Below are 14,308 nucleotides of genomic sequence, written 5' to 3'. Positions count from 1 at the left end.
CGCCTTAGCTGGCGATGCCAACTTTCTTAAGCTGCTGCCACACGCGGTAGGCCGAGTGGGGCATGTTGAAATGGGTCACTCCCAGGTGCGCAAAAGCATCGACCATCGCACTGGTGAAGGTCGGGATGCTGCCCACGTGCGGCGACTCGGCCACACCCTTGGCTCCCAGCGGGTGGTGCGGGGAGGGCGTTACCGTGTAGTCGGTTTCCCACTTCGGCGTTTCCACGGCGGTCGGCAGGAAATAATCCATCAGCGAGTTGCCCTGGATGTTGCCCTGCTTGTCGAACGACAGCAGTTGCCCCATGGCCACCGCAAAACCTTCGGTCAGACCGCCATGAATCTGGCCTTCGATGATCATCGGGTTGATGCGCGTGCCGCAGTCGTCCAGCGCATAGAAGCGGCGGATCTTGGTCTCACCCGTGCCCTTGTCGATATCCACCACGCACAGGTAAATGCCGAAGGGGAAGGTGAAGTTCGGCGGGTCGTAGTAGTGCACGGCCTCCAGGCCGGGTTCCAGACCGGCTGGCGGCTGGTTGTAGGCGGCCCAGGCGATGTCCTTCATGGTCTTGAACTTGGCGTCGTTGCCGCGCAGCTTGAAGCGGTCGATTTCCCATTCGAGGTCGGCCTCGCTCACCTCCAGCAGGTGGGCGGCGATCTTCTTGGCCTTGGCGTGGATCTTGCGCGCGGCCATGGCAATGGCAGCGCCCGCCACCGGCGTGGAGCGGGAGCCGTAGGTGCCCAGTCCGTACGGCGCCGTGTGGGTGTCCCCTTCTTCGACCTGGATCACCTCGCTGGGAATGCCCAACTCGGTGGCGATGATTTGCGCGTAGGTGGTCTGGTGACCCTGTCCCTGCGAGATGGTGCCCATGCGGGCGATGGCCGAGCCGGTGGGATGCACCCGGATCTCGCACGAATCGAACATGCCCACGCCCAGGATGTCGCACATCTTGCTTGGACCGGCCCCCACCACTTCGGTGAAGGTCACCAGGCCGATGCCCATCAGTGTCGGGCAGTTCGGGTCCGCGCGCTTGGCGGCCTGCTCGGCACGCAAGCCCTTGTAGTCGACAGCCGTGAGCACCTTGTCCAGTGCGGTCTGGTAGTCGCCCGAGTCGTACTCGAAGCCAAAGGCCGAGGTGTAGGGAAACTGTTCGCGCTTGATGAAGTTCTTGGCGCGGATCTCGGCCTTGTCCATGCCCAGCTTTTGTGCCAGCACATCAACCATGCGTTCGACCAGATACACCGCTTCGGTCACGCGGAACGAACAGCGGTAAGCCACGCCGCCTGGCGCCTTGTTGGTGTAGACGCCATCGACGCGGCAATAGGCAGCGGGAATGTCATAGCTGCCTGAGACGATGTGAAACATGCCGGCCGGAAACTTGGTTGGATCTGCGCAGGCGTCAAAGGCACCGTGATCCGCGATCACATTGGTGCGCAGGGCCAGGATCTTGCCGTCCGCCGTGGCGGCGAGTTCGCCAGTCATGTGGTAGTCGCGCGCAAATGCCGTGCTGGAGAGGTTCTCGATCCGGTCCTCAATCCACTTGACCGGCTTGCCCAGCACGATGGACGCCACGATGGCGCACACATAGCCGGGGTAGATGCCGACCTTGTTGCCAAAGCCGCCGCCGATGTCGGGCGAGATGATGCGCACCTTGGACTCCGGAATGCCCGACAGCATCGACACCACGGTGCGCACCACGTGCGGTGCCTGGCTGGTGATCCAGGTGGTGAGTTCGCCGCGGATCGGGTCGAATGACGCTACCGCGCCGCAGGTCTCCAGCGGGCAGGGGTGCACGCGGGGGTAATGCATATCCTGCTTCACGGTGACCGGTGCACTGGCAAAGGCGGCGTCGGTGGCATCCTTGTCGCCCGCATCCCAGGTGAAGATGTGGTTGTGGTGGTAGCGCTTGCCATGCGCCCCTTCGGTCTTGCCAGCCAGGTCTTCGCGCAGTACGGGTGCGCCCGGCTTGAGGGCCTCGAACGGGTCCACGACCACGGGCAACTCGTCGTATTCGACTTCCACCGCCGCCACGCCATCGGCCGCTGCATAGCGGTCTTCCGCAATCACCACGGCGACTTCCTGCATCTGGAAGTGCACTTTTTCGTCAGCCAGCACGGCGGCCACGTCACCCGCAAGGGTGGGCATCCAGTGCAGTTTGAGAGGTTTGAGGTCTTCGGCGGTGAGCACGGCAACAACGCCCGGCACCTTCAGCGCTTCGGCCTTGTTGATGCGCTTGATGCGGGCGTGTGCCACGGGTGAACGCACAATGGCCATGTGCAACATGCCGGGCAGCTTGATGTCATCGACGTAATTGCCCTTGCCCTGGATAAAGCGCGCATCTTCCTTGCGCAGGCGGGACTCGCCCATGCCCATCAGGGCTTTTTCACGTTCACTTGCGGGTGCGTTCATGCATGTCTCCTTTGTGGGCGCGCGTTTACGCGGCGACCTTGTTTTGTTGCAATGTGCGTGCTGCATGCAGCACGGCCTTGACGATGTTCTGGTAGCCGGTGCAGCGGCACAGGTTGCCCGCCATGCCAACCCGCACTTCCTCTTCCGTGGGCGTCGGGTTGTCCTGCAGGAAGCGGTAGGCGCGCATCAGCATGCCGGGCGTGCAGAAGCCGCACTGCAGGCCGTGCTCCTTGTAAAAACCCTCCTGCACCGCATGCAGCACGCCGGCCTGACCTGACAAGGACGCCAGGCCTTCGACGGTCTTGACGTCGCTGCCCTCGCACTGCACGGCCAGGTGGGTGCAGGACTTCACGGACTGGCCGTCGATGTCCACGGTACAGGCGCCGCAGTGGCTGGTCTCACAGCCGATGTGGGCACCGGTCAGGCTCATTTTTTCGCGCAGAAAGTGCACCAGCAGCGTGCGCGGCTCGACCGCCTCTTCCACCTTGCGGCCGTTCAGGGTCATTGAAACTAATGTCTTGCTCATCGAAAGTCTCCTTGTCGTTCTTGTCTGGTTTCAGTGGCAAAGGGCGGCCGCGGCACGAATCGCCCGCTTGACCATCTCGCCGGCCATGGCGGTCTTGTATTCAATGTCGCCACGCAGGTCTTCCGCGGGTTCGCACACCGCACGCACCGCCTGCGCCGCTGCCTCCAGCGTGGTGTCGTTCAAGGGCTTGCCCAGCAGTGCCGCCTCTGCCGCGCTGGCGCGCAGTGCGGTCGAGGCCACATTGGTCAGTCCGATGCTGACCTGCGTTACCGAGCCACCGGCCATGCGCAGCACCACGGCGGCGCCGGCGGTCGCCCAGTCGCCGGTTTTGCGCTTGAGCTTCTGGTAGGCATAACCGGTTCCGGCCTGGAAGGGCGCCACCAGAATGGCGGTGAGGATCTCGTTCTCGGCCAGCGCGGTCATGTAGGTGCCGTGGAAGAAATCTACAGCCTTGACCTTGCGTTCCCCGCTGGGGCCCTGCAGCACAAAAGTGGCGTCCAGCGCCATGGCGATGGCTGGATGGTCGTTGCCGGGATCGCCGTGGGCAATGTCACCGCCGATGGTGCCGCGGTTGCGCACCTGTGGATCGGCGATGAGCAGGGCGGCTTGCGGCAGCAAAGGCAGGCTTGTCTGCAAAAGGCTGGATTTGATCAAATCGTTTTCGCTGGTCATGGCGCCGATGCGGATCAGGCCGCCTTCCTCTCGGATGCCGTGCAGTTCGGGAATGCGGTTGATGTCGATCAACGCGCCCGGCTGTGCAAAGCGCAGCTTCATCATGGGCAGCAGGCTGTGGCCGCCAGCCAGCAACTTGGCGTCGTCGCCCAGCTCGGTCAGCAATGTAAGAGCCTCGCCAATGGAGCGGGGCGCATGGTACGCAAATGAGGGTGGAATCACTTTGTCTCCTGTACGGCCTTATTGACCTTTAGGAGCGCGACTCTAACGTCAGCCAATCCGGCGGGGGAAGCTAAGCAATCAACGGTCGTTCACGTTGCACGAATGGCAATAGCATTGCACGAACGATCAGCGCGGGCAGCGCATTCATAAGCGTCAGACCCGCCGCGAAAGAGGCTCAGGATTTGACCGAAGCGCTGTCGCCCAGCCCGAGTTGTTCCATCAAGACGGGAGCGCTGGCGCGTGACACCGGAATCTCCACCGGCGCCGATCCCATCATGCGCAGCGTCATGCGGCCGTCGTTGCGCACGATCTCATCGACATGGGACAGGTTGACGATGTAGCTGCGGTGCACCCGCAGGAACAGCTGCGGATCGAGCCGGCTCTCCAGGTCCCCAATATTGAGGTTGCAGAACTGGCTGCCCTGTCCGGTATGAACCCAGGTGTAATGCCCCTCCGAGCGGATGAAGGAGACACTGGGCACATCCACCAGCAGCACCCGGTTTTGCTTGATGGTGGGGATCTTGCGCAGTTGCCGTTTGTCGCCGCCCTCGCGTGCGCCACGCGCCGTCGTGCCACCTTCCGCCTCATGGCTCACCACCTCGGTGATGTCATAAAAAACGAGGGTATACCCGGTGGTTGCGCCCTGCGCATCGCCGATTTTCGAGACTTTGATCAACAACATCCGATCCGGAATATTGATCATCATGGCCATGGGTGGTGCGTTGTTCACCGGGCACTCGGCCTGTCCCAGCAGGAACTTGACTTTGGTCTGTGCCGCTTCCGGATGGAACGAGGTCACGATCTTGCCAAAGGGCATCTTGTCCTGCAGCGGCAGGCTGCGCCGCGCATAGTCGTTCATCCCCATCACCCGCAGTTCCATGTCCAGATGAACGACGCCGACATCAAATCGCTCCAGCAAATAAAGCCATGAACTTGAAGGCGGGGCGGACGGGGAACTGACAGGACAAGTTTTCATCAAAAAAATACTCGTGAGGTTGAGTGCCACAGGTTTGTCGTCGACTTCGTGCCGGCAAACGGACGCTCATGCATTGCAGGCGCGCTTCGTTCATGCGTCGCACCACCCGAAGAACCCGCCGCTAGAGTCGCATGCCTGAACCGCTTGGTTCATGAGAAAAAGCAAGCCACCTGGCTTTTGTGCATGGGCCGCCGAATTTTGCGGGCGCAAGGTCCAGGTGAACATGGGGTTTGCCCTAACGGATCAGCTTTTCATTTGAATATTGTGAACAGAACGATTTCCATGAATACCCCTCCTCGCTGGCTGGCCCGCGGCATCGGTTCAGCCGCCCTGGTGCCTGCGGTGCTGGTGCTCCTGGTGGGCTTGACGCTGTGGGCGGTTGGGCCATCGGGAGGGGTTGGCGCCCGGGGTCACCCCATGGCCGTGATCTTTTTGACACTGACTGCGGTGGCTGCCGGCTGTGCTGCCCTGGCTTGGGTACGCCCCCAGCGCGCTGGCCTGTCGCCGCCGCATGTCATGCTGTCGCTGGGGTTCGGCGGCATGCTGCTGGGTTTGTTGTACGACCTCCATGACGCAGGCCCCGCCCGGCTGGACAGCCTGTGTGCGCAGTCTGCGGCGCTGAGTTTCATGGACAGCCTGCAACTTCATCTCGATTTTTTACCCGGCATGCATGCAGGCATGCTGGCAGGCGGGCTGCTGGCCATACCCAGCCTGCGGCTGCTGCGGCCCCATTGCGGGCGCTACCTGTGCTCGCTCTTCGCGCAGAACCTGATGTGCTCCAGCTGGATGCTGGTCGGCATGACGGCCGGTGCCTTGTGGCTGTCGCGCTGGCAGGTTGGCGCAGGCATCAGTACCTTGCCGGGCATGCTGGGCGGCATGTTTGCCGGCATGACCTGGGGCATGGTCGTGAGCGTGGCCCTGTACCGGGGCTTCTTTGCCCTGCGCAATGGCAAGCACATTTAAAAAGTATCCGACGCGGCGTTCCTGAATGGCGTGACAATAGTTGCGACAAAGGAGCTTCTTCATGGGACAACGTTTGACACAAATCGCCACCCGCACGGGCGACAACGGCACCACCGGCTTGGGGGACAACACCCGTGTCTCCAAAAACAGCTTGCGCGTGCACGCCATGGGCGATGTGGACGAGCTGAATTCGAACATTGGCGTGCTGCTGTGCGAAGACATGCCGCAGGGTGTGCGCCAGTTGCTGGTGGAAATCCAGCACCAGCTTTTCAACCTGGGCGGTGAGTTGTCCATACCGGGCTTTGAGCTGCTCAAACCCGAAGCGGTGCTGGCGCTGGACGCCGCGCTGGCGCAGCACAATGAACACTTGCCACGGTTGCAGGAATTCATCCTGCCAGCCGGCACCCGTGCCGCTTCGCTGGCCCATGTGTGTCGCACCGTGGCGCGCCGCGCCGAGCGCGCGGTGGTGGCACTGGAAGGCCAGGAGGCCCTGAAGGATACGCCGCGCCAGTACCTGAACCGCCTGAGTGATCTGATGTTCGTGCTGGCCCGCGTACTCAATCGCCACCGCACCGATGGCACAGCGGGCGACGACGTTTACTGGAAAAGTGAGCGACTGGCCCAGGCCGCTACAGAATAAAAAGGGAAGAGAGCGGTCTCAGCGCGGGGCCAGTATCGCCATCGTGATGCGCGACACGCAGGTCAGTTCACCGGCATCGTTTTGCAGGTCGATCTGCCAGACGTGCGTGGTGCGGCCCCTGTGGATCGGACGGGTGATGCCCGTGACCCAACCGCTGGTCGTCCCCTTGAGGTGGTTGGCATTGATATCCAGCCCCACGGCCCGGTAGCCCTCGGGGCAGGAAAAGGCGGCACCGCAGGAGCCCAGGGTTTCTGCCAGCACCACGCTCACCCCGCCATGCAGCAGGCCATAGGGCTGGATGGTGCGCTTGTCCACCGGCACGCGGGCGCGCAGAAAGTCGTCGCCTACCTCCAGAAACTCGATGCCCAGTTGGGTCACGGCTGTGTCAAGTTGCCCGGCTGTCAGGATGTCCAGGGAGATGGGTTTTTGCCAGATACGCATTGCAGGGGCCTCGGGTTGATAAGTTGCCACGACTATAAACAGGTATCAGTGCAAACCCTGACACACAGGCGATTGATAAACCGGGTTAATCCGCGCTACCCTTGGCGCATGACCAAACCACAAACGCCCCCCTACGTCCCGCAGATTCGTCTCTATCAAAACTGGTTGCAAACACAACGTGGTCTGACCTTTGAGTCCTATGACGCCATGTGGCGGTGGTCGGTGACCGAGCTGGAGGATTTTTGGCAAAGCATCTGGGATTACTTTGAATTGCAGTCGCCCACCCCGCACACGGCGGTGCTGGACGCCCGCAAGATGCCTGGCGCCAACTGGTTTGCCGGCGCGCAGGTCAACTATGCGCAACAGGTGCTGCGGCATGTCGATGCGGCCCATGGCGCAGGGTTTTCCGCCATTCTCAGCCACAACGAAAAGAGCCTGGCCGGTGGTACGCACCGTGAACTGACATGGCCTGAACTGCGGCGCCAGGTGGCCTCGCTGGCCCTGCACCTCAAGGCCCAGGGCGTGCAGCCCGGCGACCGGGTGGCCGCTTACCTGCCCAATATTCCCGAGGCGGCAGTGGCGTTTCTGGCGACGGTCAGCATCGGCGGTGTCTGGAGCATCTGCGCGCCTGACATGGGTACCAATTCCGTGCTGGACCGCTTCCGGCAAATCGAGCCCAAGGTACTGATTGCCTGCGATGGCGTGACCTACGGCGGGCGCGATTTTGATCGCGTTGCGGTGGTGGCCGAGTTGTGCGCGGCCTTGCCTTCGGTGCGACACGTGATTGTGCAAAGCAATTTGGGCCTGGATACAAGTGCTATACAAAAAATAGCTAACTGTGCGGATTATACGAAGGCTACAGCCCGAAATGATGCCGAAACAGCAGCGTTTGAGCCGCTCTGGCTGCCGTTTGATCACCCTTTGTGGATTGTCTATTCGAGTGGCACCACCGGTCTGCCCAAGCCCATCGTGCATGGCCATGGCGGCACCGTCATCGTGGCACTGGCGCTCAAGGGACTGCACAACGACATCGGCTGCAGCTACGACCCCAACTCGTTCGGCGAGCGCTACCACTGGTACAGCTCTACCGGCTGGGTGATGTGGAACGCGCAGATCAGCGGCCTGCTCAGCGGCACCACCTGCTGCATTTTTGACGGTAACCCGGGCGGCAGCACGGTGGATGCCGCCGGCAACAAGGTGGCCCCTGACTGGACCACGCTGTGGCGCTTTGCGGCCGATATGGGCGTCACATTCTTTGGCGCAGGCGCGGCCTTCTTTGCCAACTGCCTGAAGGCCAATGTTGATTTGCGCACCTGTGGCGATTTGTCCAGCGTACGGGCGCTGGGCACCACGGGCTCACCCTTGAGTGCCGAGGCGCAGGCCTGGGGTACGCAGCAGTTCGCGCGCCTGGCGGGCTCTGAGGCGCAGCGGGATATCTGGTGGTGCAATATTTCCGGCGGCACTGATTTCGCTGGAGCCTTCATCGGCGGTCATCGCGAACTGCCCCAGGTGGCTGGCGAAATGCAGTGCCGTTTGATGGGCTGCGCGGTGGAAGCCTGGAACGAGCAGGGCCAGCCGGTGGTGGACGAAGTGGGCGAGTTGGTCTGCAGTCAGCCCATTCCCAGCATGCCCCTGTATTTTTGGGGTGACGAGGGCAACAAGCGCTATTTGTCGAGCTACTTCGATACCTACCCCAATGTCTGGCGTCACGGCGACTGGCTCAAGGTGGGGCAGCATGGTGGCTGCATCATCTACGGGCGCAGCGATGCCACCATCAACCGCCATGGCCTGCGCATGGGCACCAGCGAGTTGTACAGCGCGGTCGAGGCCCTGCCCGAGGTGCTGGACTCGATGGTGGTCGACCTTGAATACCTGGGGCGCGAAAGCTACATGCCCTTGTTCGTGGTGCTGCGCGAAGGCGTGACGCTGGACGATGCCATGCGCGCCAAGCTGGTGGACGCCATCAGGACGGCACTGTCGCCGCGCTTTGTTCCGAATGAGATTTTTCAGGTGGCCGAGATCCCGCGTACCTTGTCGGGCAAAAAGCAGGAACTCCCGATCAAGAAGCTCCTGCTGGGTCAGCCGATAGAGAAAGTGGTCAACCGCGAGGCGATGGCCAATCCAGACTGTCTGGACTGGTATGTGGCGCTGGCCAAGGCGCGCCTTGTGCACTGAACGACTGCTAGTGAATCGGTTCAGAGTTTGGGAAAGCGGATGCGGCTCACCATCAACGAGCCAGACAGGGCAAACAGCAAGACCTGTGGATGCAACACCAAGCCGGCCAGGTGGAACTCCCGAATCATCGAGAAGGGCTTTGGCATGGTGCCCGCTGCCTCAGATGTGCGCGACCACCGGCGGCACGTGGCGCATGTGAAGCGACAGGCCCAGCGCGGCCATGTGGTTGCTGTTGCGGCTGAGAATGGTCTGGCACAGCGGCAGGAACTCGGCCTCTTCAAAGGCGGCGTGTGCGCTGTAATCGCGCACAAGTGATGCCACGGCAGCAGTATCCAGATCGGCAGACTGCCCTTTGGCGATTTTTTTCAGATGCGGCTCCAGCCGGGTCCAGGTGGCCTCCACCTGCCGGTGTTCGCGGGTCAGACGTTCCACCATGAACTTGACTTGGTCCATTTCGATCCCTTCGGTCGCACTGGCCAGCACGGCCGGAAACAGCTCGCGTTCTTCTTCCGCGTGATGCTCATAGACCGCATCGCGGAAGAACTTCAGCGTCTCCTGGGCCACCTGACGCGCCTGCTCGGCGGGCGCCAGCAAGGCCGGCAGGCCGCCAAAGGCTTTCAGATGCGACAGGATGCCAACATGGCATTGGGAGAAGTTGGTGATTGGCGCGTCGCTTGTCGTACCCATGAGGCCTCCTGCTGAGTGGTGCGGTCAGTCCAGTGTGCTACGCCACAAACACGCGCGCTTTGACCGGCGTCAATATAACGACTTCTTCAGGGCGCAAGCCCAGTGCATGGAACTGCTGCGCCGGAATGTGCGCCTCGATGATGTCCTGGTCGCCGGGTGCCAGAACGTCAACGGGCAGCAATTCCAGTCGCGCAATCGGCCCCACCACAATGGCGCGTACCAGTCTGGCAACAATGCCCCGGGGTCTTTCGGCTCCGGGCGCGCTGGCGCCGGGGGTGTAGCGCTGCACCTCCAGGTCGTGCGGGCGTACATAGGCAAAGGCTTTGGCATCTTGCGCATCTTGGTGCTCGGGTGTAACCAGGCGCAGGGTGTTCTGGTCGTGGCCGATCAGCATTTCGCCTTCGTGGGCCCGGCCATGGAACAGGTTCACATCGCCCAGAAAGCCGTACACGAAGGGGCTTGCCGGGTGGTCCCACACCTCTTGCGGCGAGCCAATCTGCTCCACCTGACCGGCGTTCATCAACACCACGCGGTCGGCCACTTCCAGCGCTTCTTCCTGGTCGTGCGTCACAAAGATGCTGGTGACATGCAGATCGTCATGCAGGCGGCGCAACCAGCGGCGCAGCTCCTTGCGCACCTTGGCATCGAGCGCGCCAAAGGGCTCGTCCAGCAGCAGCACCTTGGGCTCCACCGCCAGTGCGCGCGCCAGGGCAATGCGCTGGCGCTGGCCGCCCGAGAGCTGTGCCGGGTAACGATCGGCCAGCCAGTCCAGCTGCACCAGGCCCAGCAGTTCGTGCACTTTTTGCTTGATGACGGACTCGGAGGGCCGGGATGTGCGCGGTTTCATGCGCAGGCCGAAAGCCACGTTGTCGAACACGCTCATGTGGCGAAACAGTGCGTAGTGCTGGAATACAAAACCCACGTTGCGTTCGCGCACATGCACCTCGGTGGTGTCCTCGCCGCTGAAAAGGATGCTGCCTTGATCGGCGGTTTCCAGCCCCGCGATGATGCGCAGCAGCGTGGTCTTGCCACAGCCCGAGGGCCCCAGCAGCGCCACCAGCTCGCCGGAGTTGATGTCCAGTGACACGTCACGCAGCGCGTGGAAGGTGCCAAAGTCTTTGCTGACATTGCGGATTTCTATGCTCATGGTATTTCTTCGGTTCGCGGGGTTTTCTTCAGGCCAGGGGGCGCTCGGGTGGCAACTGGGCAGCGGCTTTTTGCTCGCGCTCGAACTGCCATTCGACGACCGACTTGATCAGCAGCGTCACCACTGCCAGCAGTGCCAGCAGCGAGGCCACGGCAAAGGCTGCCACGGACTGGTATTCGTTGTACAAAATCTCCACATGCAAGGGCATGGTGTTGGTCTGGCCCCGGATGTGGCCCGACACCACCGAGACCGCGCCAAACTCGCCCATGGCGCGCGCATTGCAGAGAATCACGCCATAGACCAGGCCCCATTTGATGTTGGGCAGCGTCACATGCCAGAAGGTTTGCCAGCCCGTGGCACCCAGCACCATCGCGGCTTGTTCTTCTTCGGTGCCTTGGGCCTGCATCAGCGGGATCAGTTCACGCGCAATAAACGGAAAGGTCACGAAGATGGTGGCCAGCACGATGCCTGGCACGGCAAAGATGATCTTGATGTCGTGCGCCTGCAGCCACGGGCCAAACCAGCCGTGGGCGCCAAACAGCAGCACATAGATCAGGCCCGCCACCACCGGTGACACCGAGAACGGCAAGTCCACCAGCGTGGTCAGGAAAGCCTTGCCGCGGAACTCGTACTTGGCGATGGCCCAGGCGGCCGCGACACCAAACACCAGGTTCAGCGGCACGGCAATGGCGGCCGTGATGAGTGTGAGGCGAATGGCGCTCCAGGCATCGGGTTCTTTCAGCGCCTCCAGGTAGGCGCCTGCGCCTTTGCGCAAGGCCTCGGTGAAGACGGCGGCCAGCGGCAGCAGCAGAAACAGGAAGATAAAGCCCAGCGCGATCGTGATCAGTGTCCACTTCACCCAGGCCGGCTCGCCTGTCGTGTTGTTTCGCACGGAACGCCGTGGAACCGGCTTCACCGGGTTCTGGGGGGTACTCATGTCGCGGCTCCCGAGCGGCGGCGCTGCCAGGCCTGCAACGCGTTGATGATCAGCAAAAGAACGAAAGAGAAGCCCAGCATCACCACGGCGACGGCCGTGGCCCCGGCATAGTCGTACTGCTCCAGCTTGCCAATGATGATCAATGGCGTGATCTCCGACACCATGGGCATGTTGCCTGCGATGAAGATCACCGAGCCATATTCACCGATGGCGCGTGCAAAGGCCATGGCAAAGCCGGTTAGCAACGCTGGCGCAATGGCGGGGAAAATCACGAAGCGAAAGGTCTGCCAGCGTGTGGCACCCAGGCAGGTCGCGGCTTCTTCGAGTTCTTTCTCGGTGTCTTCGAGCACCGGCTGCACGGTGCGCACCACAAAAGGCAGGCCAATGAAAATCAGGGCAATCACCACGCCATTGCGGTTGAACGCGAGCTGGATGCCATACGGTGCGAGCACCTGGCCCACCCAGCCGTTGTCGGCCAGCAGGGCGGTAAGTGCAATGCCTGCCACCGCCGTGGGCAGCGCAAAGGGCAGGTCCACCAGTGCATCGATGATTTTCTTGCCGGGAAAGGTGTAGCGCACCAGCACCCAGGCCACCAGCAGGCCAAACACCACGTTGACCAAAGCGGCGATCAGCGAGGCGCCAAAGGTCAGCTGGTAGGAGGCCACGACGCGCGGACTGGCCACCGCCGCCCAGAATTGCTCCCAGGTCAGGGTGAAGGTCTTGAACACCAGTGCCGAGAGCGGGATCAACACAATCAGGCTCAGGTACAGCATCGTGTAGCCCAGTGTCAGATTGAAGCCGGGCAGCACGCGGCGCGTGGGTCGTTTGCGCACAGAGGCGCCTGCCGCCAGCTGCGGCGTTGAAACAAGGGAGGCTGTCATTTACTTGACCGTGTAGAGCTTGTCGAACTGACCGCCGTCATTGAAGTGAGCTTTCTGCGCTTCGGCGAGCGAGCCAAAGTATTCATTCACGGTGAACAGCTGAATGGGTTTGAAGGTGGCTGCATGTTTTTTCAGAATGCTGGCCGAGCGCGGGCGCAGGGCATGTTTGGCGGCAATCTCCTGCGCTTCATCCGAGTACAGGTAGTCGAGGTAGGCCTTGGCCAACTCGCCCGTCCCTTTTTTCGCCACGGTTCGCTCCACCACGGCCACCGGGTTCTCGGCCACGATGCTGCTGGAAGGGTGCACCGCATCGACCTTGCCGGCACCAAACTCGCGATCCACCGATACGACTTCCGACTCGAAGGTGATCAGAACATCACCAATGTTGCGTTGCAGGAAGATGGTGGTGGCATCGCGCCCGCCCTTGGCCAGCACCGGCACATTTTTGTAGAGCTTTCCCACGAACTCAGCCGCCTGCGCGTCAGTGCCCCCCTTTTTGCGCACCGAACCCCAGGCGGCCAGGTAGGCCATGCGCCCGTTGCCGCCCGTCTTGGGGTTGACCACAATCACCTGCACGCCGGGTTTGACCAGATCATCCCAGTCCTTGATGTTCTTCGGGTTGCCATTGCGCGTGAGGAACAGCATGGTGGAGGTGGTGGGCGATGCATTGCCGGGGAAGCGCTTGGCCCAGTCTTTGGCAACGATGCCGCTGCTGGCCAGAAACTCGATGTCGGTGGTGGTGTTCATGGTGACCACGTCGGCGTCCAGACCATCGTTCACCGCACGCGCCTGTGCGCTGGAGCCGCCATGGGCCTGGTCGATCTTGACGTCCTTGCCGGTGGCTTTTTTATAGTGCGCCACGAAGGCGAGGTTGTAGTCCTTGTAGAACTCACGCGCGACGTCGTAGGAGGCATTCAGCAGGGTAGTTTGAGCTGCTACAAAATTAGGAGCAGCCAGTGCAATGCCGACCAGGGCAAGGGTTGCTATTTGCTTGAATTTCATGCGGATTCCAGTAAATCGTTGGAAGGGGAGGAGATGGAAGGGGCGGGGATGATCGGTGTGTAGCTTTCGCCTGTCAGGGACTGCAGCAATGCCAGGCCCAGTGGCCAGGGGCCGAAGCCGGCCTCGACATTGATGTGCCCGGCTTTTTGCAGCCGCACAAACTCGGACCCCCAGGCGCGTGCGTAGGCGCCTGCGGTGCGCACCGGGCAGTAGGGGTCGTTGCTGCTGGCCACGATGATGCTGCGGTAGGGCAGTGCCTGGTAGGGTGCCGGGGCAAAGTCGGCCAGTACGGCGCGGCGTTCGGGGTCAGCCGGGGCTACCAGCAGCGCGCCCTGGATGCGCTGCGTCGCTTCAGCCTCCAAATGCGTGACGGCGATGCAGCCCAGGCTGTGGGCGACCATGACCACCGGACCCGGCTGCGCCAGGATGGTCCGGGTGACGGACGCCAGCCAGGCGCTGCGCGAGGGTGTGATCCAGTCGTCTTGTTGCACCCGCAGCGTGCCCGGCAGCTGGTCGGCCCACAAGCTTTGCCAGTGGCCGGGACCGGAGTCCCGCCAGCCAGGAACGATGATGATGCGGGCCATGATGATGTGTTTTCCAGGTTGGTGTTTGAGCGGATTCTGGGCGGCATT

General features: G+C 62.1%; 14 protein-coding genes and 1 pseudogene. 3 read left to right on the top strand and 12 right to left on the bottom strand.

The features are described from left to right. Positions 1-4 precede the first annotated feature (4 nt). The 4 genes from IV109_RS12395 to IV109_RS12380 form a co-directional block, all read right to left on the bottom strand. Positions 5-2,407: an aerobic carbon-monoxide dehydrogenase large subunit gene (locus tag IV109_RS12395; protein WP_296696839.1), complete on the bottom strand. Its 2,403-nt coding sequence runs from the start codon at positions 2,405-2,407 to the stop codon at positions 5-7. Positions 2,408-2,432: 25 nt separating this feature from the next. Further along, complete coding sequence (locus tag IV109_RS12390; RefSeq protein WP_296696836.1) at positions 2,433-2,933, bottom strand: (2Fe-2S)-binding protein; 501 nt, start codon at positions 2,931-2,933, stop codon at positions 2,433-2,435. Positions 2,934-2,963: 30 nt separating this feature from the next. Then, positions 2,964-3,827, bottom strand: coding sequence for a xanthine dehydrogenase family protein subunit M (locus tag IV109_RS12385; protein WP_296696834.1), 864 nt, complete (start codon positions 3,825-3,827; stop codon positions 2,964-2,966). A 175-nt stretch (positions 3,828-4,002) separates the two neighbouring features. Next, entirely contained in the window at positions 4,003-4,803 is an 801-nt protein-coding gene (locus IV109_RS12380) for a LytTR family DNA-binding domain-containing protein (RefSeq protein WP_296696833.1), read from the bottom strand. Between the two features lie 282 nt (positions 4,804-5,085). Between IV109_RS12380 and IV109_RS12375 the strand changes: the two genes are divergently transcribed. Both IV109_RS12375 and IV109_RS12370 read left to right on the top strand, forming a co-directional pair. Next, positions 5,086-5,766, top strand: a complete 681-nt coding sequence (locus IV109_RS12375) for a hypothetical protein (RefSeq protein ID WP_296696830.1) — start codon at positions 5,086-5,088, stop codon at positions 5,764-5,766. Positions 5,767-5,827: 61 nt separating this feature from the next. Then, positions 5,828-6,406: a cob(I)yrinic acid a,c-diamide adenosyltransferase gene (locus tag IV109_RS12370; protein ID WP_296696828.1), complete on the top strand. Its 579-nt coding sequence runs from the start codon at positions 5,828-5,830 to the stop codon at positions 6,404-6,406. Between the two features lie 18 nt (positions 6,407-6,424). Here the strand turns inward: IV109_RS12370 and IV109_RS12365 are convergent, their stop codons facing one another. Then, positions 6,425-6,847: a hotdog fold thioesterase gene (locus IV109_RS12365; RefSeq protein ID WP_296696827.1), complete on the bottom strand. Its 423-nt coding sequence runs from the start codon at positions 6,845-6,847 to the stop codon at positions 6,425-6,427. A gap of 108 nt (positions 6,848-6,955) precedes the next feature. Between IV109_RS12365 and IV109_RS12360 the strand changes: the two genes are divergently transcribed. Beyond that, positions 6,956-9,022 carry an acetoacetate--CoA ligase gene (locus IV109_RS12360; RefSeq protein WP_296696825.1) on the top strand — a complete coding sequence of 689 codons (2,067 nt, stop codon included), beginning with the start codon at positions 6,956-6,958 and terminating at the stop codon, positions 9,020-9,022. A 20-nt stretch (positions 9,023-9,042) separates the two neighbouring features. Here the strand turns inward: IV109_RS12360 and IV109_RS12355 are convergent. The 7 genes and pseudogenes from IV109_RS12355 to IV109_RS12325 all read right to left on the bottom strand — a co-directional run. Next, positions 9,043-9,117: pseudogene (locus IV109_RS12355) on the bottom strand (CDP-diacylglycerol--serine O-phosphatidyltransferase); the annotation flags it as partial. Positions 9,118-9,181: 64 nt separating this feature from the next. Beyond that, complete coding sequence (locus tag IV109_RS12350) at positions 9,182-9,709, bottom strand: hemerythrin domain-containing protein (protein ID WP_296696823.1); 528 nt, start codon at positions 9,707-9,709, stop codon at positions 9,182-9,184. 37 nt (positions 9,710-9,746) lie between these two features. Continuing rightward, positions 9,747-10,856, bottom strand: coding sequence for a sulfate ABC transporter ATP-binding protein (locus tag IV109_RS12345; RefSeq protein WP_296696821.1), 1,110 nt, complete (start codon positions 10,854-10,856; stop codon positions 9,747-9,749). Positions 10,857-10,884: 28 nt separating this feature from the next. Continuing rightward, positions 10,885-11,793 (bottom strand): sulfate ABC transporter permease subunit CysW, encoded by a 909-nt coding sequence (gene cysW, locus IV109_RS12340; protein WP_296696819.1) that lies wholly within the window; start codon positions 11,791-11,793, stop codon positions 10,885-10,887. Next, the gene (gene cysT, locus IV109_RS12335; RefSeq protein WP_296696817.1) at positions 11,790-12,674 is read right to left on the bottom strand and encodes a sulfate ABC transporter permease subunit CysT; all 885 of its coding nucleotides are present in this window, start codon (positions 12,672-12,674) and stop codon (positions 11,790-11,792) included. The genes cysW and cysT overlap by 4 nt, the downstream gene beginning before the upstream one ends. After that, a complete protein-coding gene (locus IV109_RS12330) occupies positions 12,675-13,676 on the bottom strand; it encodes a sulfate ABC transporter substrate-binding protein (RefSeq protein WP_296696815.1) in 1,002 nt (333 codons plus the stop codon). Then, complete coding sequence (locus IV109_RS12325; protein ID WP_296696813.1) at positions 13,673-14,260, bottom strand: alpha/beta hydrolase; 588 nt, start codon at positions 14,258-14,260, stop codon at positions 13,673-13,675. The genes IV109_RS12330 and IV109_RS12325 overlap by 4 nt, the downstream gene beginning before the upstream one ends. Between the last annotated feature and the right edge of the window lie 48 nt (positions 14,261-14,308).

This window comes from Rhodoferax sp. (assembly GCF_018780565.1).
Taxonomy (GTDB): domain Bacteria; phylum Pseudomonadota; class Gammaproteobacteria; order Burkholderiales; family Burkholderiaceae_C; genus Rhodoferax.
The sequence above is the reverse complement of the archived record's forward strand: the minus strand, read 5'-3'. Positions and strand labels throughout refer to the sequence as shown.